Source organism: Polyangiaceae bacterium, from assembly GCA_016715885.1.
Classification (GTDB): domain Bacteria; phylum Myxococcota_A; class Polyangia; order Polyangiales; family Polyangiaceae; genus Polyangium.
Window position 1 is genome coordinate 1,188,950 of the sequence record JADJXL010000025.1, and the last position, 22,478, is coordinate 1,211,427.

A 22,478-nucleotide genomic window follows, 5' to 3' on the forward strand; every position below is an offset into this window, starting at 1 on the left:
AATCGGTTCACGGACGACACATCTTTTTGCGGAATGCCGAACCCCGGTTTCCCGCATCGCTTCCTGCTTGACCACAGCCGCGAGGTTTGGCATGCTCTTACGCGAGCACGCCATGGCCGCCCTACGTATTCCCATCGGTACCGCCGACTTTCGCGAGCTTCGCGAAGGCAACTTCGAATTCGTCGACAAGTCGCACCTCATCACCGAACTCATCGACCGAGACAACTACACGGTCGTCCTGCTTCCACGTCCGCGCAGGTTTGGCAAGACGATCAATCTCACGATGCTCAAGTGGTTTTTCGAAAAGCGTGACGAAAACTTGTGGCACCTTTTCGAAGACCTGCACGTCGCGCGCGCGGGCGACGCGTATCGGGCGCATTTTCAGCAATATCCGGTCATTCACATCAGCTTCAAAGGTACGCGTGCGCAGACATTCGACGGATGTTATGGCAAGATTCTGGATGTCATCCAGGAGATGTGCAAAGCGCACGAACGGGCTCTCGAAGGAAAGCTGGATGCCTCGGATGCCTCCAAATTCCGCGCGCTCGTGGATGGCAGCGCCGATCAAGTGCTCTGTGAATTGTCATTGCAAAAACTCACGCGATGGTTGCACGAAGCCCACGGCAAACGCCCCATCGTGCTCATCGATGAATACGACGCAGCCATTCATGCGGGGTACACCTATGGCTATTACGACAAGGTCATCGGTTTTTTTCGGTCATTTCTGGAAGCCGGCCTGAAAGACAACACGCACCTCGGTCGAGCTGTCATGACGGGCATTTTGCGCGTCGCAAAAGAAAGTATCTTTTCGGGCCTCAACAACCCCGGCGTCTTCACGCTCCTCGAATCCGAATTCAATACGTGCTTCGGGTTCACGGAGCCCGAGCTTCAGGGGCTGCTTCAAAAGGGTGGCATGGAAGAGTATTCGGAGCTGCTTCGCGCGTATTACAATGGATACGACTTTGGTGGCGTGGCGATTTACAACCCATGGTCGATTTTGGAATTCTTGTCGCGCCAAGACAAGCGACTGCTGCCGTATTGGCTCAATACCAGTGAGAATGCGCTCATCAAACACCTGCTTCAACATCACGCGTTTGCGGTAGAAAAGGAAATTCGCGAATTGCTCGAAGGAGGCGCCATCGACAAGCAGCTCGATAACAGCGTCGTTTTCTCCGCGCTCGAAACGAACAAGGACGCACTGTGGAGCCTGCTCGTATTCAGCGGCTACTTGAAAGCGTCCTTCATGAAGCCCGCCTATGCGCTCGAGGCTCCGCGGCATTTGCTGTCCATTCCGAACCGCGAAGTTGCCGAGGTGTATCGAAGCACGTTTCAAATGTGGCTCGACAAGGGCCTGCAAGCCGCGGGGGGAAATATCGACGCCTTGACGAGCGCGCTCTTGAAAGGTGACATTGAAGATTTTCAAGACGAATTGCACAAATTGGTCGCTTTCTTGCCTTCCTACCACGACGTTCGGGGAGCCAAGCCCGAACAATTTTATCACGGGCTCATGATCGGTCTGCTCGCGGCGCTCGAACCGGACTACGAAGTCCGTTCCAATCGTGAATCCGGCGAAGGACGGCCGGACGTTTTGATCAAACCGCGACGGCCAGGCAAGCCCGGTGTGGTGCTCGAATTGAAGGCGGCCAAAAAACGCGAACGGACGCTGAAACAAGCGCTCGCCGAAGGGCTTCGGCAACTGCGCGACAACGATTACGCGGCCGAGCTGCGCGCAGCAGGCGTGGAAAAGATCCACCGACTGGCCATTGCTTTCGATGGGAAAAAGGTGCTCGTGGAGTCCGCCGACAAACCCGTGAAGAAACGAGCCGCCACGCTGCGGAAGGTGGGCGAAACCATTCGCAAGGTGGTCACGAAGACCCGTTCATCAGCCTCGAAGAAGTCGAAACGGTAACGAACGACGACGACGGACGGCCAAAAGCACACCGAATCCAACCCAGGCCAATCCCCTTTCGGGCGCGTCTGCAACGCCGCATCCGCATCCGCCATTGTCGCCGATATCGAGCGCAGGACCGCCGCCGCCGCCACCGGCTCCTCCCGTCTCGCTGGTTCCGCCCGTGCCCATTCCGCCAGAGCCGCCATTTCCACCCGCTCCCCCGCTGCTCGAACTGCTGGTGGACGGCGCAGTGCACACGCCGCCGATGCATTGCCCGATCGAACATGCTGTACCGTCGGGTTTTTCCGGGCTCGAGCATGTTCCGGTCATGGAATCGCAAATGCCCGCCTCGTGGCATTCGTCCGGCGCTACGCAATCCATCGGCGCGCCCGCCATGCAAATGCCCGCCATGCACGAGTCACTCACCGTGCACCCATTGCCGTCGTCACACGCCGCTCCTTCCGGTTTTTCCGGATTGGAACACGTGCCCGTCATGGGATCGCAAACGCCCGCGTCGTGACAATCATCGAGCGCCGTGCAATTCACGCTGGAACCCGCGCAAACACCTGCAATGCAACCATCGTTCAGAGTGCATGCGTCGCCATCGTCACACGCCGTTCCTTCGGGTTTTTCCGGATTGGAACACATGCCCGTCATGGGATCGCAAACGCCAACCTCGTGACAAATATCCGGCATGGGACAAACGACGGGATTTGCGCCCGTACAAACGCCCGTTTTGCATGTATCGGATTGCGTGCATGCATTGCCGTCGTCGCATGAATTGCCGGTCAAAAGCCGGCATGTGCCATCCACGTTGGCACCAGCCGCCGTCGAACAAGCGTCACACGCTCCCGCATCGCACGCCGCATTGCAACAAACGCCGTCGGCGCAAAAATTGGATGCGCAATCCACCGCGGACATGCACGACGCCCCCAAACTCCCCTCGACGCTCGCATCTCCCGTAACCACCAGCGCAAACGGCTGAGGACCATTGGGTACATTGAACGAGCGCACGGAGACGACGTATTCGCCAGGCATGGGCGCATTCAGGACGACCTGCTCGAGCGTGTTCACTCGATCGGCATTGCCTCCCGTAATGGATTCGCCCTGACTGAGCACATTGCCGAGATACGTTCCACCGGGTCCGGTGACTTCGAGATCGAGGTCGTTGTTGATGTGCGGCAAGGCCGCGGGTGTGGATGGATAATCGGTCCACGCCAGTGTTGCTTTCAAAGGCATGGCGCCGGCATGCACCGTGAATTTGAAGTTTTGTATTTCATTCATCGAACCTTGGGCAAACCCCGTGGCATCGTCTTTGATCCATAGCCGCCTCGCTTCGCCGGCGAAGTAAAGCGCATTGTCGAGCGTCACCCTTCCCCATCCTTGGCAATTGCCGGGCATGGGCGACGCATTCGTGACACGTTCGCCGGAATTGACCATCGTGGCACGGATCAAAGCAGCCGACGGGGTAAACCCATCGAGCGCTTTTTTGAAGTTGCCAGAAGGGTACCAACCGTCCGTGTAATATTGACGAATCAACGCTGCGAGCCCTGCAGCCCCTGGTGTCGCCATGCTCGTGCCGCTCATCGTGCGCGTATTGCAGTTCTGGGTCGTCGTCGAATTGTCGCTGTTGGCGGAAACGATGCTCGAACCAGGCACGACGATTTCCGGCTTGTATCGACCATCGTCCGTCGGCCCACAGCTCGAAAAGCTCGACATGGAATTCGCACCGGTGCCGCGCTGGGTCGATCCCACGGAAATCACGCTCTTGGCCGTCGATGGGCTCGATACGGACGCGGTCCCCGGTCCCGAATTCCCGGACGCGAAGAGAATGAGGAAATCCTTGTGGTTCCACATGAATTCATCGGCGTCTTGCGATGCGGCCGTGTAATCATTCTGGATGGAAGCGGTTTCTTGATCGCCCCACGAATTCGAATGAATCCGCGCGCCTTGGTCGTACGTTTGCTGGAAAATGGGATTGAGGTCGACGACGGGGCAACCAATGCCGGGCAATTCGGCGCAGGCATTGCTGGCATAACCGCCGTCTTGAATGACGAGTTTCGCGCCTGGCGCCACGCCGTCGCCGGCGTCGTGCACGAGCGGCGAAGCAAAGTTGTCTCCAGCCACGGTTCCGGCCACGTGCGTTCCGTGATCTTGGTTGTCCCATTCGTTATTGGCAATGCCTCCGCCGCACTCGCTCGGGGACAAAAAATTCACCGCAATGACCTTGCGCTGGTTCATGTCCACGACCGTGCCCCCATTGCATTCATTGCGTGGAGGTTGGCCCAGCGCGGTATCGCGAAAATAGCACATGTCGGGATCGATGCCGGTATCCAGTACGGCCACGATTTGCCCCTGACCATAAATTTCGCGTGTGAAGAGCGGCGTCGTTTGCCCTCCGCTCAGGCCGGATTGTCCCACCCAAATGGTGGTATCATTGAAGAGCACGCGCCGCCCCTCGATGTCGATCCAAAAGACCTCGGGAATCTGCGCGATGGATTCGCGCAACCGAACGATTTCTGCAGGCGTGAGCAGCAATCGAATTTTCGAGAAAAAGCTGCCTTGGCTATGGCCGGGCACTTCTTGTGCGCCAAGTTCACGAATGCGCCGAACGACGACGTCGACATTGACGTCGGGATACGCGTGGATCATGACGATTTTCGGGGCATCCGGCTCATCGGTGGGTGCATTTCGAGGTGAAAGCTCTGCAACGGCTCTGGATAGCTTGTATTGTGGGTGATAGGGACCAACCCACGCGGCACCGGCGGCACGTTGGAGATCCGCGAGCCCCATACCGGCGGGCATCCGCACGAGGTACGTGTATTCGGGCAGGTATGTATATACCGTCTCGACGACGCTCCTGAGATCCCGGTCCTGCGGCGCATCGAGGGGTCCCGGGTATTTTACCAGCACGACACGTTCGGCATCGACGTCACCCGGTCGAATTCGCAGGGACTCGGGGATATCGATGTCCGGCGTCCGGATGTCGATACGTTTGGATTCGAGTGAGATGACCGTCGACGGTTCCGACAATCCAGCGTGTTCTCGTGGCGCTTGCCCGCAACCTGCGGCCACGATCGTCAACCATGTCGAAAGCACAATGAAGGAATGAGTTCGCACGATTTGCCTCGAGGAGATGGTCGCTCCGACCAGGGGTCCCCTCGTAGATGAGGGCCACGATGGAAGCAAGCGTGAAGATTGAAAACGTATCGAGAACTGCGGTAAGCGCCAGGAGAGGTGGATGCGATGTGTCGACCGCGTGGGCAGTCGGTTCTTTACTTCGGGCGAGTCAATCGCTCAATACGCCGTATTGAAGGTGATCTGCCTCGATACCGCCGGCCGTCGAATAGAACGAGATTCGCCGCACGCCTTGGGGCGCAATGACGCCGAAGAATCGATCTTCGTCGCAGGACGTATTGTTCGTTTGGTCCGCGATGCCCGTACCGGTGATCGACGTCAGCACATTGTCGTTTTCATCGAATGCGGTAAAAACGATGTCCGCAGTCGCCGCGGCATCCGTGAAGACGATGCCCACATGCGTCGGGAATCGAATCAAACCTGCTTTGTCGAAAATGAATTCGACCCCCTGAAGGCCATTGATATTGAAGTAAGCATCGCACCCCGAACAGCTATTGTTGGCTGGATTCTGGTCATCGCCATCCACGGAATCGACCAACGATGGAATCCCGTAACTCGAAGATGGAACCCCGTACTTACTCGTCACACCGGGGGTATCGAGCAATTTGTCTTCGAAGTCTTCGAGGTAGAAATAACCGGACGGAGTTCCCGTCGCAAAAGGACTATCCGAGAATTGACGATATGCCGAGGGGCCCAGGGGGACAATCACATTTCCACCGCCGCCCATTCCGGCAAAACCACCACCGCCCGCTCCGCCTGAACCACCGCCGCCCATTCCGGCTGAGCCACCCGCCCCAACTGAGCCTGATACATCCACCGTACCGCCGGTGCCTCCCGCGCCTGTGCTCGCTCCCCAAACGCCAGTTTTGATGTCGGACTCACCTTGCGCACAAGAAGCCGCAAAGAGCACCACATATGCGAGAAGAAACCATTTTTTCACGTGTCACCTATGTATTTGGAGGGCCGGTTGGATGCGTTCTCGGATCAGCGAATGAGCGAAACGCGGTTCCGTTCGTTGCACATGTCAGGTGCAACATTCGCGAAAGTTACAAGAAAGTTGCATCGTCCGGCGCTGCTTGCAGCTTCGGAGCCGCCAAAGTGACCTTGAAAACACATTCAGCACCCCGTCGCACGTGGTTGCCATCCGCGAGATGCCGGGGATGGGCGCGCGCAATGGGTGAGCCCAGTGCAAACAGAGGAGGCGGATGATTGGGCATTTCTTGCGCGCATGCCCCTTGAGGCGGGGTGGGGGGCGTCGGGGTTTACGTGGGGCGTTGGCGGGGTGGCCTGTGCGCGGCGGGTTTGTTCGCAGGTAGTGCGCGGGGGGGGGGCGGGACGGCGCGCGGTCGGCGGGGTGGCGAGGGCGACGAACGACACACCGGGGGCTGTAACTGCTGTGGCAGGCGGGTTTGAGTGTGCGGTCGCGTGCGGGGGCCGCTGAGGTACAGGGGCCTGGCTTGTCCGGTGTGCGCCGGGGGGGTGCCGCGCGTGGTTGGCCCGGCGGCTCGGGCCATGGCCGGCGTTCGACCCGGGGGGGGGGGGGGGGGGGGGGGGATGGTGGGTCGGTGGGGGCAGGCAACCAGGCGCGATACCCAGCCAGCTGTGCGCCTGGCGCCGGGGGCCTCGAAGAGCAAGGGGGATCAGGCAATCAATCGGACAACTCGGCCCGGGGTCGGCGACGGCAATCAGGCGGACAATTCTGCCGCCAACGCAGGGGGGCCCCGGGCGCGGGGGGGGGGGGGGGGGGGGGGGCGGGGGAAGGGAGGGCCCGGGCATCGAACGGGGGGAGATGGTGGGGCGTGCGCTTTGGGATGGCAACATCGGCCGGTGCGCCGAATGAAGGAGCAAGCGGGGGGCTGGGTGGTGACCAGCGCGACGGGGTTCGGTGTGGGCCCAAAAGTCGTGAAGTCATCGGAAACACTCGATGCCTTTTGAGACGGCGGTGAGCGCCGCCGACGAAGACAGCAATGCGACGAACGTAGGCGGCAATCAGCTCGATAACTCAGCGTCCGGAGCTGGTGCCGCTTACACTTTCTAAGCAGCTACCTGTCATACCGATACGAAATCTTCGCGCAGTGGACGCGGATTTTGCGCCAAGCATTACGGGCCTCCAGCCCAGTCCGCGATTTCGTGCAGTATTCGAGCGTGGCCCGCCCTTTGCTTCATCGGCGCCCATGAAGTCGTTTTCTCGCCATTGCGCAGTCGGGTTCGTCGCAAGCATCATGTTCGTCGCAGGATGTGGCGGAGCGCAGCCGCAGCCCAGTTCTTCGCCGCCCGATGGCCCCGCGCATCTCCACCACGAAGGTGGCACGGAGCCCGGAGAGGATCATTCGAAAAAAGTGCACCCGCCACTCGACGAATTCCGCGCCGTATTCGCACCCATTTGGCACACGGAAAGCGACTCCGATCGCACGTCGGAAGCGTGTCGAATGATGACGGCCATCCACGCGCATGCGCAAAAAGTCGAGGAGGGTCCGGTGCCCGAAAAGGCGACCGATCAAGCTGCATGGAAAGCAGAAGCGCATTCCTTCATGGAAGATGTCGATGCTTTGCGAAAGGATTGCGACGTCGGCCGTGAAGCCGTTCTTCCGCGCCTCAAGAGCATTCACGATGGCTTTCACAAGCTGCTCGATCGCGCCATGGGCAAACTCAATTAATACCTTCGAGCACGCATTGACAACGTGCAAGAGGCTGAGGACCCAGTCGTCAGGAATGCGGCAAATTCGGAGGGGATGGGGGGCATCAGCGGTAACTTGGCCCGTTTTGCCCCCGCGCGGGGTTGAAACCCCGCGCTACACGACAAGAAGTCCTCGCGCTACCGCGCTCGGACTGACGTCATGGCTGCATGGCGAGGCCTGCAAACGATGCGAAATCGTTGAGGATTCTCGATGACGATCCGAAATTCCACAAGGCCAGTCCCGAACGGTAGTGAGGGACTCTTGAATGTGTAGCGCGGGATTTCAATCCCGCGCGGTTGTTCGGTGACACACTACGGCTCGAGTTTTGAGACAGCCTCTTCAACCCTAGGCGAGGCGACAATTGCGTTATGTTAGCGCTTATTGCCGCCGATCTACGCCTCAAGCGAATTTCACCGAATAGATCGGCGGCAAGTTGTTCGCCACAGCCGTCCAGCTCTCCCCACCATCGTCGCTCACGTACAGGTTCCCCGTCGTGCTACCGAAGGCCACCGAGCCCTCCTTGTTGGCCAATGCATGGCGGTAAACCACATCGTAAGCTTGCTCCTGCGGCAGCCCGCGACGCATTTCCTGCCAAGTCTCCCCGCCGTCCGTCGTACGCGCCACGAAAAGCGCTCCGCCGACGGCGATGCGCTCCTGGTCCGACTTGCCAGGCACCACCCACGCCGTTCGGCCATTCTTCGCGTCCGCCGTAATGGGAAAACCAAAATGCACTCCCTGCTCCGGACGGCTCACCTTCCGCCAGCTCTTCGCACCGTCATTGCTGTAATAAATGCCGACGTGATTCTGCTGCCAAACGTGTTCTGGATCGCCCTCGCATTGCTCGATGTAATGCGTATCGTGGCCCCATTCCGCATCCGGCTCTGGCGTGTGCTCGAGCAGCATGCCTTTGTTGCGCGGCGCCCACGTCTCGCCGCCGTCCGTCGTTTCAATGACGCCCGCCGTGGAAACCGCAACCAGCACGCGCTTCGGATCGCGCGGATCCACCACGATCGAGTGAATCCCCGGGGCAAACTCGCCGCCCTCCGAGGCTGGCGTGCCAAACCACTTCGTCTCGCCCTTACCTTCGCCGCTGAACAAGTCGCCACCACGCGACTCGTGATTCCACAGCGGCCGGTTCAGCTCGAACGACGCACCACCGTCACGGCTGACGAAAAGCCCGCCTGGAATGGTGCCCACGTAGACTGCACCTGGCCCAAAGCCAATGATCCAGAGCTTTTGCACCGTCGCCGCACGCGTGACGATCTTCCAACCGACGCCGAAATCGCTGCTGGCGTCCTCGTACATGTCCTGGCCAATGTATCGAGCGCCCTCGGGGTATTTGATCTGCGACGAGTTATCGGTCCAAGTCGCGCCCTCGTCGCTCGAAACGCTCAGCTTCGCCCCCCAATGACCAAAGCCCAATAGCGCCCACAGTTTGCCCGTGTACGGATCGCGCGCGACGTAATTCACGCTGCCGCCCGCGTGCCCGGAAAGCCGCGGCTTCCACTGACCGTTCTGCTTCTCGACGATGAAGGTGCCCTTGCGCGTACCGACCAGAATTCGGGATGCCATCTATTTCAACCTCCGCTCAACGCTTGCAGAATATGAACCTCGTCGTCAGCAGCGATCGCGTCGGTGAGCCCCTTGCGGTCGCGAATCATCTGCTTGCCGACGAAAATGTTGACGTGCGTCCGCAGCCTTCCACGCTCGTCACAAATGTAGAAGCCAATGCCGGGAGCAAGCCTTTCCAAGGCCTGCACGACCTCGCCCACCGTCTTTGCATCGACGGTGATGTCTTGGCCCTCGAGCTGCGGGAAAAACGAGAAGAGGTGGCGAGTCAGGTGTACGGACGGCATGGCAAACATGCTCGTTACGCCTAGCTTTGATGCCTGTCAAGCGCGAAATGTTTGTCCGAGCAACTTTCTTTGCGCCCTGCGTTTGTCGCGCTGCAACCCCCACAGAGGAACCCTTCAACGACCACAACTTGTAACACAAAACCCCTCTGCTCTTTGCTCCGGAAATAAACGTATCGTCGCAAACATGTTGACACGTGAGCGCTGCCGCTGTTCAATGCCCGGCATGCGCCCTTCCCTTCGCCATTCGATTCCTCTTTTTGCCCTTTCTGCCGCCGTTTGCGTCACATTCGGCTGCTCTTCCGATGATACCGTCACGACCAGCAGCTCGGGCTCGAGCAGCTCGGGCAATGCAGGCGGCACGGCCGGCTCCGGCGGCGACGCCGGTATGGGCGGCTTTGCTGGCTCCGGGGGCGCCGGCGCAATGGGCGGTTCTGGCGGCAGCGAAACTTCATGCGTACCCGGAAGCATTGCGAATTGTTATGACGGCCCGATGGGAACCGAAGGGGTCGGCACTTGCGCTCCAGGAACGAAAGTATGCAATCCGAGCGGCATGGATTATGGTCCTTGCATGGGCGCCATCACGCCGCAAACCGAAGATTGCACCACGCCCATCGACGAAGATTGCAGCGAAGTGCCCGATTGCGGCGACCATTTGTGGAGCAAGCGTTTTGGCGATGCACTCTTGCAAAATGCCCAAGGCGCCGCCGTCGATGCCGCAGGCAACGTCTACTTGATAGGATACTTTCAAGGGGACATCGATTTCGGCGGAGGCGTGCTCACGAGCGCCGGAAGCAATGACATCTACATTGCCAAATTCGATTCCGACGGCAACCACGTATGGAGCAAACGATTCGGTGACGGCAACAATCAACGCGGTCAAGCAATCGTCCTCGATTCCGCAGGAAATCTGTACGTATCGGGCTGGTTTGGGGGTACCATCGACCTTGGCGGCGGACCGCTCACGGGCACCGGTGCCGACGACAGCTTCCTCGCAAAGTTTGCCGCGGATGGCTCGCACATGTGGAGCAAAGCATTCGGAGGCCTCAACAATCAGCGCATCGAAGACATTGCCGTCGACGAGACCGATGGCGTCGTCATCGTCGGCGAATTCATAGGCACCATCGATTTGGGCGGTGGGCTCCTATCGAGCGCTGGAGGCGCTGACATTTTCCTCGCCAAATACGCGCCAAGCGGCACGTTCGTCTGGGGCAAGCGTTTCGGCAGCGCGGGAGATCAAATTGGATACGCCGCACGCGTGGCGCCGTCGGGCAACGTCATCCTTGCAGGTGACATCAATGGAAGCACGAACTTCGGCGGCGGCATTCTCGGCAGCGCGGGCGGCACCGACATTTTCGTTGCATCCTTCGATTCGCTCGGCACGCATCAATGGAGCAAGCTTTTTGGCGATGCAGCGATGCAGCGCGGCGAAACGATCGCCGTGGACGCTGCGGGTGCGGTTGTCCTATCGGGCTACATCGAAGGAGCGGTCGATTTCGGTGGCGGCACATTGACGAGCGGCGGACTGCGCGACCATTTCGTCACGAAGCTCGATGCGACGGGCGCGCACGTATGGAGCAAGCGATTCGGCGGCACGGGAGACGATGCGACGCAAAACCTGGCGCTCGATTCGGCGGGAAATATTGTATTCACGGGTCATTTCGAAGCTGCGGTCGATTATGGCGGGGGCACGCTTTCGAGCGCCGGGCTGCGCGACATCGTCGTCGCAAAACTTTCGCCCGCAGGTGAACACGTCTGGAGCAGGCGGTTCGGCGATGCGGATTCGCAATCGGGTCAAAACGTGGCCACCGATGCGATGGGGCAGGTCTACGTGTTCAGCGACAATCCAGGCACCATCGATTTTGGCGGCGGACCGCTCACGAGCGACAGCGGCAGCCTCGATGTATTCATCGCGAAACTGGCGCCGTGAAAATTGCACCTGCCCGCCGGCTTGACGTTGCGTAACCACGGCCGAGCGCATTGAAGTGACATCGGCTCATTCTTTGCTCGACCTCAGCCGTCGCGCGAATGCGCCACAGGAGGACACCATGATCAACGTCGGGATCATCATTGGAAGCACGCGTCCGAACCGTGTAGGCGCATCCGTCGCCAAATGGGTGCACGAAATTGCGCAGCGGCGCAGCGACGCCACGTTCGAACTGGTGGACATCCAGGACTTCAATCTTCCGCTTCTCGACGAGCCCATTCCCCCGTCGCAAGGCAAGTATTCGAAGGAGCATACGAAACGTTGGGCCGCAAAGATAGCCTCGTTCGACGGCTTCGTATTCGTCACGCCCGAATACAATCATGGCACATCGGGCGCCCTGAAGAACGCCATTGATTTCTTGTATGCCGAATGGAACGACAAAGCTGCCGGATTCGTCGGTTATGGCAGCGCGGGCGGCGTGCGAGCGGTCGAGCACCTTCGGTTGGTCATGGCCGAGGTGCGTGTGGCGACCGTGCGCGCCCAGGTCGCGCTCTCCTTGTTCACCGATTTCGAACATTTTTCCACCTTCAAACCGGCCGCGCATCACGAAAAGACAATGGGGCAGGTATTCGACCAAGTGATCGCTTGGAGCGGGGCGCTGAAGCCATTGCGCGAGAAGCGCGGGTGATTGCTCCGAACCGAATACGCGTAGTGAATTGGAATCAAGGTCGAAGGTCGTCTTTCTCGGCGCTCGCGAGGGGGCCCCATTGTTCGAGCCCGCGTAGCGGGCGAGTTTGGGGAACGCGAGTGCCGAGCAATATGACCTTCGGCCGCGCTTACCCCTTCGGCCGCGCTTACCCCTTCGCCGTCCGCTCTCCCGCCTCCGCAATGGGCCGCGCTGGGCCCGGACGGCCTTCCGCGAGCGTCTCGTGCTCGCGCTCCTGCGTGAGCCCCTCAGTCGACGACAGCTTCGTATCGCCATGCGGATTGTCCGAACGAACCACCGAATGCGTATGTGCACGCTCGGGCGTGGCCTCGCTCAGCGGATGCCGACTTCCCGGACGGCCCGTCGCAAGCGTATGCCCGCCGCCCGGCGCAACCGTAGGCGGCCTGTGGATATGCGCAGGCGGCTCGTCAGGCGCGGGCATGGGGCTGAGCAGCTCGCCAAGCTCGGGGCCAAGGTGCCGAGCGAGCCGAATCCGCGTCTCTTCTGGCAATAAATCGGACAGGACCTGTAAAACGATGACGGTGTGCTCGGTGGCGAGCGCAAGCGGCACTATTTCGAGCGCAGCGACACGCTGAAACATGGCATCCCGCCCAGGCTCGGCCGCGACGGCGCTCGTCACGACCAGCGGCACGAACGAGCTTGGCAGCGCCGCAGCGAGCGCCTGCGCCTCATCGGGAACGAGAAACCCGGCGAGCGCCGTAATGACGGCACGGGCGGCCCGAAGCGCAACGTCGTCGCTTTCGAAAGCCCCCCGCCGAGCGACCCGATCCATGAAAGGTTCGTACTCCATGGTCACGCTGCATGCGAGCGGCGTGCCGTGATGCTGATTCATTCATCTAAAAGCACGTCATGCGGCCGGTCCGCGCCGACACGGCTCACCGCCCAAGCGCGTAGGCAATTCCGCTGCGCAAGGTGGCTCGAGTGACGATGCCGGCGAGATCCGCGCCCAGATCGACCAGCGTGCGAGCGACTTCGGGCCGAATTCCCGTGACGACCACCCGTGCACCGAGCAGCCCTACGGCACGTGCAGCCATCACGAGCGCTCCGGCGACGTGAGAATCGACGGTGCGTACCCCCGTGATATCCAGAATGGCCGTATGCACGCTTTGTTGATTGACGCCATCGAGTAGCGCCGTCACGATGAGATCGGCGCGCTTGGAATCGATCGCTCCAATCAAAGGCATCGCCACCACACCTTGCGCAATGGGCACGAGCGGCGTCGACAATTCGCGCAGCGCCTCGTCTTGCGCCGCAATCACCTGCTCGCGCATCAACAACCGCTCGGCTTCCTCGCGCTTGTGCTCCGTCACGTCCGTGGCAATTCCGCACACGCCCAAAGCAGCTCCATCGAGACCCATGATGGGAAACTTGATCGTCACATAATGGCGAAGCTCGCCATGAAACGGCACCGATTCCTCGAATTGAATCGGCTCACCGCGAGCAAGCGCCTCGTCGTCCTTCACTTTCATTGCCTGAACCGCCTCTGGCGGAAAGAATTCGCTATCGTAATGCCCCAATAGCTCGGCGCGCGTCTTGGCATAAAGCGTTTCTGCTCGGCGGTTGACGAGCAAATAACGGCCATCGACCGCTTTGACGAAGATGACGCTCGGCGATTTGTCTATCACGGCGTGGAGCAAGTGCGTGCGTTCAGCCAATGAGCGCACGCCATCACCATCCGCACATGACACGCATGTCGCTTCGAGCTCCGCAATTCGCCGGCGAAGTGCCTCGTTTTCACGACGAAGCGCCTCGGCGTCGAGAGCGTCATGGTTCAACTTTGATGTATCCGTCATGTCACCCGCCGGAAGTTCATTGCCCACCACTTTCCGTAAAGCTGTGACATAAGCTGATATTGCGCACGCCGTCAAGGGGTTGGCACGTGGGGATCCTGCTCGCGAGGGTCGAGCAGGGCATCCGAAATGGAGGGCGACGGCCGTAGCGACTCGAGCCGGTGCGCTTTCAGCTTGGAGGAATCGGTCCGCGGGCGCATACCGTCATCAGTCGATCCATTGGACGATGGTTCGTACAAGCGACGGGCGCGACGTTGCCAAGCGCGGGGAGCATGCGTGGTGCAATCGATGGGGATGTGCAGTCCGAAGATCTCGTTCAATCTCGTTCCATTGATCAGGTAGGGACTCAGCTCCTCCGCAAGAATGTCTCGGGCATCTTGCATGCGCTTTCGCGCTGCCTCCGGGGACACGCCGAGTTTTTCGGCAATGACCTCGTACGATGCGTCTTCTAGAAGGCGGAGCCTTACGACGGCGAGCAGGCGTGGTGGCAACCGTTCGATTGCTTCTCGAAGATGCTCGCCCAGCTCGCGCCGCAGCTCCTCCGATTCGGGCGATTCGCAATACGCACTTCGTTGGTCGACGTCGATGCCGAAGCGATCGATGGCCCGATGGTCCGATGCTCGTTCTCGATGGATGTCGATGCAGGCATTTCTGGCCAATCGAGTCAGCCAGGCGCCGTAATTCGATATCGGTAAATGACTGGATGCCAATTCTTCGACGGCGTTGAGCGCCACTTGGGCGACCGCATCGCTCGCAGCGTCGCGATCGCCGCCCATCCACCGAAGACACAAACGATACAAGCGCTCTTTGTGTTCGCTCCAGACAACTGAAAACGTAGCTCGATCTGTCTCCCCCATGGCAGCCCCCGCGTGCGCTTTGCATGACGCCTCATGGCCTTCGATTGGGCGCTTCATGCAAAGCCCTGCACGCACACGAGACTTCGCCCAAATGCTGCCCATTCGTCAACGTCGATTCGTGAATCGACATCGAATGATCGATTTCGGCCGATTGAATGAATGTAGCGACATGTCAATGTCGATTCATTCGTCGACATCCATTGGATTCGCAATGTTCATGGCGCAAAAATGGTTTGCCGCAGCGAATTCCCGACAGGAAATCCATGATGGGTATAGGATTGTCCCCGTATTTACGTTCCAGACAGGTCCAATTGCAATCGGAATGCTACTTTTCTGCACCATTTTCGGGTTTTGCATGCATTGCCAAAAAATTGCTCACGTGTGCAGCTCGAGCCCGTCATCATTGCAGCTCCAGACGATTGATGTCGCGAATGGCGCGGCATGGGGACCTGGAGCGTTACAAGGAGAATCATCATGGGTATGCCGAAAATCGAAAACAACGATCCGAAGTATCTCGATCCTTGCAATGCAGCAGCCTGGGTCGTCTTTTCGGTCGCCCTCGAGGAGCTCGGCTTGGCTCACATCATCAATGCGGAAGGGGAGAAGATTCAAAAGGTCGTGGGCGATGTCACCAAGCCGCTGGACGCCACCGAATTCAACTGGCTCGTCAGCGTCAATGAATCGGTCCGGGGAACACTGGAAACGATCATTTGCAAGGAGATCGTGCTCAACCTGAAGTTGTGCCAAGCGCTCCACTTCTTGGACGACCATTATACGGCCCAGTCCCAGCAGCCGCCCGCCTACCCGTGATCGACGGGTAATGCGAGGTTCAATCGCACTGCGCCGCATCGGCATGTAAAGCAGCGCTGAACCTTCCCATCCCACGCCTTCGAAGTTGCGCCGGCGCGCTTCGTCCTCCCCGACGCGCGCCGGCGCACTTCGAGCCTATCAATCCCAATATAACCGAGCTCCGCCGCAGGTGTGTGCGGTGCCCATGCACTTACTCCAAACCAAAAGGGGATTCCGTTATGGTCTCGCCAGAACCCGGACAACGCACGCTCGATCAAATCCGCATCGAACGCTTCGATGCGATTGCCCGAGAAGAAATGGCTCTCGCTCGCATCATCGAGACCGAAAAATCATTGCTGCAAAAATTGGCCACGGCAGGCACGTCAGCGGACGACCTCATCAAGGTCAAACGCGAAGCGTCGCGCCTCTTGCGCATCGTCATGATCTTCCAAATCCTCCTGGAGCTCAAATTGGAAGACGTCAAAGACCTCGGCGATGACGATGGGTGACATCGGACCGCTCCTGCGAAGTCAGCTCCCCATTCCCTGCCGAATCCCATTGCTCGAAAACATGAGCAATGAATCCCGCCATGCGACCCAATGCAACGAGCATCGACGTCGAACCGAAAGGCAAATCCAATGCCGCGGCGAGTGCCACCATTCCAACTTCGAGCGTCGGCGCGCCTTGGTCACGCGCAGCCTCGATGAGCGCCATCACATTGCGCACACGTCGTTCATCCTGTGCGAGCGCCGCTGCCTGCTCGAGAAGCAACGGCACCCGAGGGTCGCCCGCCGGATACCATGGATGACCAAATCCCGGAATCGAATGCCCACGCTCCATACTCGCTGCCACATAACGACGCACCGCGGAAGGAGATACCAGATCGCACACGATGTGCTCCAGTTGCATACAGATACTCTCGTACTCGAAGCCGGCCATTGCATCGAGCCCCGACGAAACGCACGCATACAAATCGCCGCCCGCCGCTGCCATCATGCGCACCGCGATCGCCAACGCGTCGAGCCCATGGTCAGCGGATAACACGAGCGCTTGATTGATGGCATGCGCCCGTCGCGCAGGTTCCACCTGGACAGCAGGCGATTCCCATGCGCTTGAAAGGCGCGCTGCAATGCCGCGAGCCGTCATTGGTGGCGTGACGATTGACGCATCGCCACATATTCGAGGCAGCTCGGCGCTCAGCAAAAGCAGCTCCCGCGCTTCGCGCATCTCATTCCGCGGAGCGCTCGGCATTCGCGCACGACGCCGCGCCGAGAGCACCGTGACACCCAGACGGATGGCAACGAGCGGCTGCAAATCCTGCACGCCGACGTGCACGACCGCGCGCTTTGCAAGCTCCGCAGCAAGCTCGAGATCGCGCAGATGATCGCTCGAAATGGGACGCTTCGACCAGTCGGGGCATTTTTCGGTCAGCTCACCAGTCCACAAAAGCTCCGCAACGGACTCGAAAGGGACACCCGCGCGAGCGAGCGTCGCGGCCGAATGACCTCGATAAATGGGACCGCCTGCATCGATTCGGGTCACCTGCGTCTCGCAGGGTGGAGCGCTCATCGTCGCGTGCCCTACATGCGCACTGCTCCGCGACTTCAGCCGTTCCAGATCTTCACGGACATAGAGCCGACCGCGGCCGCTGGCGCTGGGGAGACTTCGCACCCATCCGCGACTGACGTAGGTGTAAAGCGTCGGGCGTTTGACGTCCAGATATTCAATGGCCTCGCTTGCAGTCAGTAGATCATTCTTTTGTCGCACTGGCGCTCCTGCGGGCGCCACCGTTTTCTCCCGGTCGCGCATGCCGTCGTCATAGCCATCCGGATCCAATGCGAAACGCTTTCCAGCCACGGCACGACGTCCTGGGGTGTGCACGACGCATATCGTATCACGTCGAAATGCGTGTATGCTGATACGCAGGGACAAGCAATGTCATGTCCTGTTTTCATTTGAAAGTTCGTTACGCAATGCGCTGTCATGTTGCGTAATGATGACCGCTGGAACTTCCGCCTCCCCCCTGTCCGCGCAGCGAAGCGGAGTTGGAGAGGAGGGTCGGGGGGGTGAGGCGTGAGGTGCGGGGTAACGCTCGCGATTCACATCGTTCTCTCTTGTGCGACCATTCGACCCCAGAAAACGATGAGGCCCGCGGTACCGAGCACCGTCGAGCCCGTAAAGATGTGCGTCGCGTACGCAGGAAATAAATAAGCAACCACGGCGCCTGCGCCAAACAGCCCCGTCACCAAGGCGACGCGCGGTAATATCGTAATGGCAAACGCCGCCGCGACGACCGCGACGATCACCAGATCCGTCATTACGATCGAAGCCACGTCGGTCCCGCGTGCAATGGCAAATGCCCGATGCAGAAGCGTCGCCATGGGAAAAAGCGCAAACATTGCAAAAGCTTTGCGACTCACCGCCGTCGTCAAACGCGCGCGCAACAAGAAAAATGCGCCCACGAGCAGCATCAGCACGACCGTGGGAAAAAGAATGAGTTGCTTCTGCGTCGCCTGATGTTGACCACGCTGCAGCATGACACCAAAGGCCACGCTGGCGCTCACGGGCAACACCGTGAGGATCGCCAATTGGAATCGCGCGCCAATTCGCAAATCCGCGTCCCGCTCCATCGCCCGAAGTTTTGCTTCACGCACCTTCGCGGCTTCCATTTCCAAAACGAGCGCGTCGATTCGCTTCTCGATATCCGGCCGAACCTCGGACAGGTCCGCCAAGAGCGCTCGCGCGCTTTCGACGTCCCGCTGCGCCATTTCATACTCGATCATTCGTTCGAGTACCGCATCCAAACCCCGTCGCGCGTCCTGATTTCCTTTCCATGCATCGAGCGCCTGCATGAAGGCAAATCGACACTCCGTCATAGCCTGGTACATCCGACGATCGTGCACGGCGCCCGCGGCATCCTGCGCGGATTGAATTTCGGAGAGCTTCGAAAATGCTTTTTCCGACAGCGCCAAGGAACCTCGATGCCTGCAAAACGACGTAATCGCCTGCCGCAATTCCAGCGCACTCTGATAACGCTCGTCCGGATCGACATGCATCGCTCGATTGCATATCGATGCAAGCTCCGCCGGAACGTTCGGACCATAAGCGACCTCCTCCGAATCTCGCGCCGAAAACAAGACCTCGAGCGTCGTATCACCCTCGTGCCGAGGTTTTCCCGTGAGAATGAAGTGCAGCGTCGCGCCCAGCAAATACACGTCCGTCCGAGCATCGATGCGGCCCAAATCCCCCATCGCCATTTCCGGAGCCATGTACGCGAGTGTTCCCACGGGCGGTCCGTACATCGCCGCGTCGTCTTGCTGTTCCAAGTCTGCCTTGCGGACTGCAATGCCCCAATCCACCAGGTACACTTCACCAAACCCGCCAATCATCACATTCTCGGGCTTGATGTCTCGATGCACGACGCCCCGCGTGTGCGCATAATGCGCCGCATTGCAAACGGCCTCGAGGATCTCCAGATGCGCGTCCAGCCTATCGCCCTCGTCGATGGCCAACGACGCCCATGCAGGATGCGCCGGATCATTGAAGAGGCTCCGCCACGACACGCCGTCGATTCGCTTCATCACAAGGACGGGGAGCCCTTCTTTGTCGCGCCCCAGCGCATGAACCGGCACGATGCTCGGATGTTCGATCGACCCCGTGATGATCGCCTCTGCGAGCAGCGTATCCACCACATCGCGGCTCGTTTCCGCTGCTTTGAGCACTTTGAGCGCGACGTCGCGTTGCAATGACTTTTGCCGCGCCAATAACACGCGCCCCATGCCGCCTTCACCCAGCACCCCGGTCACTTCGAAATCCGTACCCGCCATGTCGCCCGGAGCCACCGATTGCGTCAAAACCGGCACCGAAGGCAGGTCCGACATCGAAACGGGCGGCGGCTGAGGTGCGGGCGCAATGGCGCGCGTTTCTTTCGACGCACGCAGCTCGAACGACGTTATCGTACGCTCCGGATCAACCCTGTTGGCCGTCGTGAGAAACGTTTTCCAAATTTCATTGACAGGCGGTGGAATCGGACGATGGGGCGATGTCACGCTGAGAGCATATCCTACTCGATGCCAAATTCCATCGCAGTTTGCCACGGTTTGTGGTATAGGGTCGCGCCATGCCTCCCAAGACCAGTGTCGACGGCAATCGAGTCACCATCGACGGCTTCCGGTACGACTTGTCACCAGCAGGAAAGAATCGTTACGCGCTCGCGGACGAGTTTGGCGCAAAGCTCGGGTACTTCACGGTCAATGGTCGTGTCGTGACGCCGGAGGACTTTGGCGTCGAGGGAGCGCATCCAGTGCTCCAGATTGGGCGCGTATGGCTCGCGGCGCAGGTGACCAAGGCTCCTGCGGCGACGGCTGCAGTTCAAAGCAAGGGAATTTGTCGCATCGTGACGCACGAGCGGCCATCGGAGGGCGACATCGAGAAAGCGCGGGCGCATCGGGCGTGGATGAAGAAGCAACCGGGCTGCAAGGCGAGCTATTTCGTGCACGACCCTGCGACGGGAAAAGCAATGACCATTTCGATATGGGACTCGCGCGAGCACTTCGCGGCGCTGAAGGATGCGGATGCGCCGGATGGCGCGGCGGCGCTTGCTGCGACGAGCGTCGAGGTGTTTCCGATGGTCGAAGAGCCTTGATCTGCGGCATGCAGAGATCGTAGGGTGAGCTGGTGCGATTCTTCGATTCGTTGCTTCTTGCGGGACCGTTGGTTTTGATGACGCTAGCTGGGTGTTCGCGTTCGCGTTCGGATGCGTCGCCCACGGCCGCGTCGGCTGCTCCGAGTGCATCGGCCGCTTCGGCGGGCGCTACGGCGGACGCGATGGTTGGGCATCCGCCCGACGTCGATGTGACGGCGGCCGACGTGCTGGGCGCGTATGAGACGGACGCGAAGGCGGCGAGCGCGCGGTATCGAGGCAAAGTGGCGCTCGTGTATGGTCCGATGGGTGAAGTGGGCAACGACGACGCGAAGGGTGCATTCGTTACGTTTTTGAAAAACGCGGATGACCCGGCGCCCAATGCTGCGGCATTGCGGTGTTATTTGAAAGCGGGCGAAGAAGCGGCGCTCGGGTCGCGAAACCGCGGGGACAAGATGGACGCGGTGGGTGTGATCGACGAAGCGGATGGCCAAATTTTTTTGCGCAATTGCGTGGTGGATACGCAATTGAAGGTATGCCAATTGACGACGCGCGTGCTTGGTCGCGGCACGTGTGAAGCCGGCAAGGACAAGCTTGGGGCGGTGTGGACGAAGAGTCCGGACGTCGTGGAAATAGTGTGTCAATCGCCGGGTGGGTTTGCCAATTGGTCGAAGGAATGGGCGAGCATTCCGAAGGATCGGCAGACGAGGACCAAGGCGTCGCTCGACAAGACGTCGTGCCACGCGGTGCTCGAGGCGGTGAACACGAAGCTCGTGGTGGACTTGACGGCGGCGTTGAGTCGCTTGCGGTGGATGGACAACGTTCCGACGCTGGCGCCGTGAGTGCGGACTGACGCGAACCATCGCGGGACCGGTGCCGAAGGGCCCGCGAGTCATCGAACCTGCAGAAGACCCCTTTCGAAAGGGGGTGGCGTGGTTTCGAACCACTTGGGACCCCTTTCGAAAGGGGGTCGCGAGTAATCGAATCTACAGAAGACCCCTTTCGAAGGGGGTTGGAGATGGTTTCGAACCGCTGGGGACCCCTTTCGAAAGGGATGCTCCATAGATTTGCTTACGAATTTGGGCGGCTCGATGCGTGACGTTGGGCGCATGCATGCCATTGCGCATCCTACGGTGTTGACGCCATTGGCCTTGGCTTCGGCCTTCATCTTGCGGCGACACGTGGTCCTGTCGCCGCACAAAAAGGCAGGGAAAGCAGGGGCAATGCGGGGCTCGTTGCGCTTGCGTCGGACATGGTCGGCACACCTCAATGCACGTTGCCGGGGTAATTGTCCCTTTCGTACAAGAGCAAAAACGAACCGATTTCCCCGCCTTGTCCACTGGTCAGATTGTCGTAGAATTCTTGCCCTTGGCGACGTTCCGCTTCGAGCGCAGCCTCGATCACACCCGGTGATTTCAACCACTCGCGATGTTTCAAGCCTTTCTCGCTATCGACGAGCGCACGCAAGTGCTCGAGCAGCCGCATGTGAATCTCGTCTTCCGACGCATTGCGCATTTGCTCGATTGCGGTTTGCAGGTCGGTCCGGATATTCCCTGTGGGTTGATCCACCCACATGGGGACGGTGCCATCGAAACGATACGCTATGAGTTCGGCGAGCGAGATGAGACCCTCACGAACATCGACGTACTTCAAGGTGTCGAGCGCTTCCCAATGCCGCAAGACACCTTCGATGCGCGGCACGGCGAGCTCGATGCTGTTGAGCAGACGAGATATGACGGCTGCGGAAATCGCGCCCCAAGGGTATCTACAAACGTGTGTGACGAATGCACGCCGTAAGGGGAAGCGTTCCATATGGCTGAGTTTAGCAGCCCATTCCGTTTCGAATTGCAGGGTCTCGAGCATGTACGCGCGCCATTGGATATGGAGACCTTGTTCTTTGGGATTGGCGGCAATGGTCACGACATTGGCTTGTGGATAGAACGAATACCCCGCTCCGACCCACTTGGCGATGTCCTCATCCGTGAACACGACGGAACCGGAGGGAATGGGGATGAGCTTCGGTTCGGGAAAGTCGCGGCCCTCCATGTAGTATTTGGCCCATTTCTTGGCTTCGGCCTTCAGCTTGCGGCGACACGTGGTCCTGTCGCCGTACATGAACGCAGGGAAAAGCAGGGGCGATGCGGGATTGGTCGCGGTTACGTCGGACATGGTCAAACCCGACGTTC

18 protein-coding genes are annotated in these 22,478 nt (G+C 59.7%); 8 read left to right on the plus strand and 10 right to left on the minus strand.

The window, feature by feature from the left end; genetic code table 11:
• Positions 1–112 precede the first annotated feature (112 nt).
• Complete coding sequence (locus IPM54_39715) at positions 113–1,909, plus strand: AAA family ATPase (protein MBK9265906.1); 1,797 nt, start codon at positions 113–115, stop codon at positions 1,907–1,909.
• Here the strand turns inward: IPM54_39715 and IPM54_39720 are convergent.
• Positions 1,883–5,011, minus strand: coding sequence for a S8 family serine peptidase (locus IPM54_39720; protein ID MBK9265907.1), 3,129 nt, complete (start codon positions 5,009–5,011; stop codon positions 1,883–1,885). The genes IPM54_39715 and IPM54_39720 overlap by 27 nt on opposite strands.
• A 169-nt stretch (positions 5,012–5,180) precedes the next feature.
• Entirely contained in the window at positions 5,181–5,969 is a 789-nt protein-coding gene (locus IPM54_39725) for a hypothetical protein (GenBank protein MBK9265908.1), read from the minus strand.
• A gap of 1,234 nt (positions 5,970–7,203) precedes the next feature.
• On the opposite strand from IPM54_39725, the gene IPM54_39730 reads away from it, so the two are divergent.
• Positions 7,204–7,686 carry a hypothetical protein gene (locus IPM54_39730; protein ID MBK9265909.1) on the plus strand — a complete coding sequence of 161 codons (483 nt, stop codon included), beginning with the start codon at positions 7,204–7,206 and terminating at the stop codon, positions 7,684–7,686.
• Between the two features lie 420 nt (positions 7,687–8,106).
• Here IPM54_39730 and IPM54_39735 read toward each other — a convergent pair whose 3' ends face one another.
• Both IPM54_39735 and IPM54_39740 read right to left on the minus strand, forming a co-directional pair.
• Positions 8,107–9,279 (minus strand): hypothetical protein, encoded by a 1,173-nt coding sequence (locus tag IPM54_39735; protein ID MBK9265910.1) that lies wholly within the window; start codon positions 9,277–9,279, stop codon positions 8,107–8,109.
• A 5-nt stretch (positions 9,280–9,284) separates the two neighbouring features.
• Complete coding sequence (locus IPM54_39740; protein MBK9265911.1) at positions 9,285–9,548, minus strand: MoaD/ThiS family protein; 264 nt, start codon at positions 9,546–9,548, stop codon at positions 9,285–9,287.
• Positions 9,549–9,786: 238 nt separating this feature from the next.
• On the opposite strand from IPM54_39740, the gene IPM54_39745 reads away from it, so the two are divergent.
• Entirely contained in the window at positions 9,787–11,490 is a 1,704-nt protein-coding gene (locus IPM54_39745; protein ID MBK9265912.1) for a nucleotide-binding protein, read from the plus strand.
• Between the two features lie 118 nt (positions 11,491–11,608).
• Positions 11,609–12,175 (plus strand): NAD(P)H-dependent oxidoreductase, encoded by a 567-nt coding sequence (locus IPM54_39750; GenBank protein ID MBK9265913.1) that lies wholly within the window; start codon positions 11,609–11,611, stop codon positions 12,173–12,175.
• A 166-nt stretch (positions 12,176–12,341) separates the two neighbouring features.
• On the opposite strand, the gene IPM54_39755 is transcribed toward IPM54_39750, so the two are convergent.
• From IPM54_39755 to IPM54_39765, 3 genes are all read right to left on the minus strand, one after another.
• Positions 12,342–13,046: a DUF2267 domain-containing protein gene (locus tag IPM54_39755; GenBank protein ID MBK9265914.1), complete on the minus strand. Its 705-nt coding sequence runs from the start codon at positions 13,044–13,046 to the stop codon at positions 12,342–12,344.
• Between the two features lie 43 nt (positions 13,047–13,089).
• Positions 13,090–14,007 (minus strand): PAS domain-containing protein, encoded by a 918-nt coding sequence (locus IPM54_39760; protein ID MBK9265915.1) that lies wholly within the window; start codon positions 14,005–14,007, stop codon positions 13,090–13,092.
• Between the two features lie 71 nt (positions 14,008–14,078).
• Positions 14,079–14,861 (minus strand): sigma-70 family RNA polymerase sigma factor, encoded by a 783-nt coding sequence (locus IPM54_39765; GenBank protein ID MBK9265916.1) that lies wholly within the window; start codon positions 14,859–14,861, stop codon positions 14,079–14,081.
• Positions 14,862–15,341: 480 nt separating this feature from the next.
• Between IPM54_39765 and IPM54_39770 the strand changes: the two genes are divergently transcribed.
• Entirely contained in the window at positions 15,342–15,671 is a 330-nt protein-coding gene (locus IPM54_39770; protein MBK9265917.1) for a hypothetical protein, read from the plus strand.
• A gap of 218 nt (positions 15,672–15,889) precedes the next feature.
• Complete coding sequence (locus IPM54_39775; GenBank protein ID MBK9265918.1) at positions 15,890–16,159, plus strand: hypothetical protein; 270 nt, start codon at positions 15,890–15,892, stop codon at positions 16,157–16,159.
• Here the strand turns inward: IPM54_39775 and IPM54_39780 are convergent.
• Together IPM54_39780 and IPM54_39785 are read right to left on the minus strand one after the other, a co-directional pair.
• A complete protein-coding gene (locus IPM54_39780; GenBank protein MBK9265919.1) occupies positions 16,131–17,507 on the minus strand; it encodes a citrate synthase in 1,377 nt (458 codons plus the stop codon). The genes IPM54_39775 and IPM54_39780 overlap by 29 nt on opposite strands.
• A gap of 242 nt (positions 17,508–17,749) precedes the next feature.
• Positions 17,750–19,699: a protein kinase gene (locus tag IPM54_39785; GenBank protein ID MBK9265920.1), complete on the minus strand. Its 1,950-nt coding sequence runs from the start codon at positions 19,697–19,699 to the stop codon at positions 17,750–17,752.
• A 71-nt stretch (positions 19,700–19,770) separates the two neighbouring features.
• Between IPM54_39785 and IPM54_39790 the strand changes: the two genes are divergently transcribed.
• Positions 19,771–20,295: a hypothetical protein gene (locus tag IPM54_39790; GenBank protein MBK9265921.1), complete on the plus strand. Its 525-nt coding sequence runs from the start codon at positions 19,771–19,773 to the stop codon at positions 20,293–20,295.
• 32 nt (positions 20,296–20,327) lie between these two features.
• Positions 20,328–21,134, plus strand: coding sequence for a hypothetical protein (locus IPM54_39795; GenBank protein ID MBK9265922.1), 807 nt, complete (start codon positions 20,328–20,330; stop codon positions 21,132–21,134).
• A gap of 424 nt (positions 21,135–21,558) precedes the next feature.
• Here the strand turns inward: IPM54_39795 and IPM54_39800 are convergent, their stop codons facing one another.
• Positions 21,559–22,461 carry a hypothetical protein gene (locus IPM54_39800; GenBank protein MBK9265923.1) on the minus strand — a complete coding sequence of 301 codons (903 nt, stop codon included), beginning with the start codon at positions 22,459–22,461 and terminating at the stop codon, positions 21,559–21,561.
• Between the last annotated feature and the right edge of the window lie 17 nt (positions 22,462–22,478).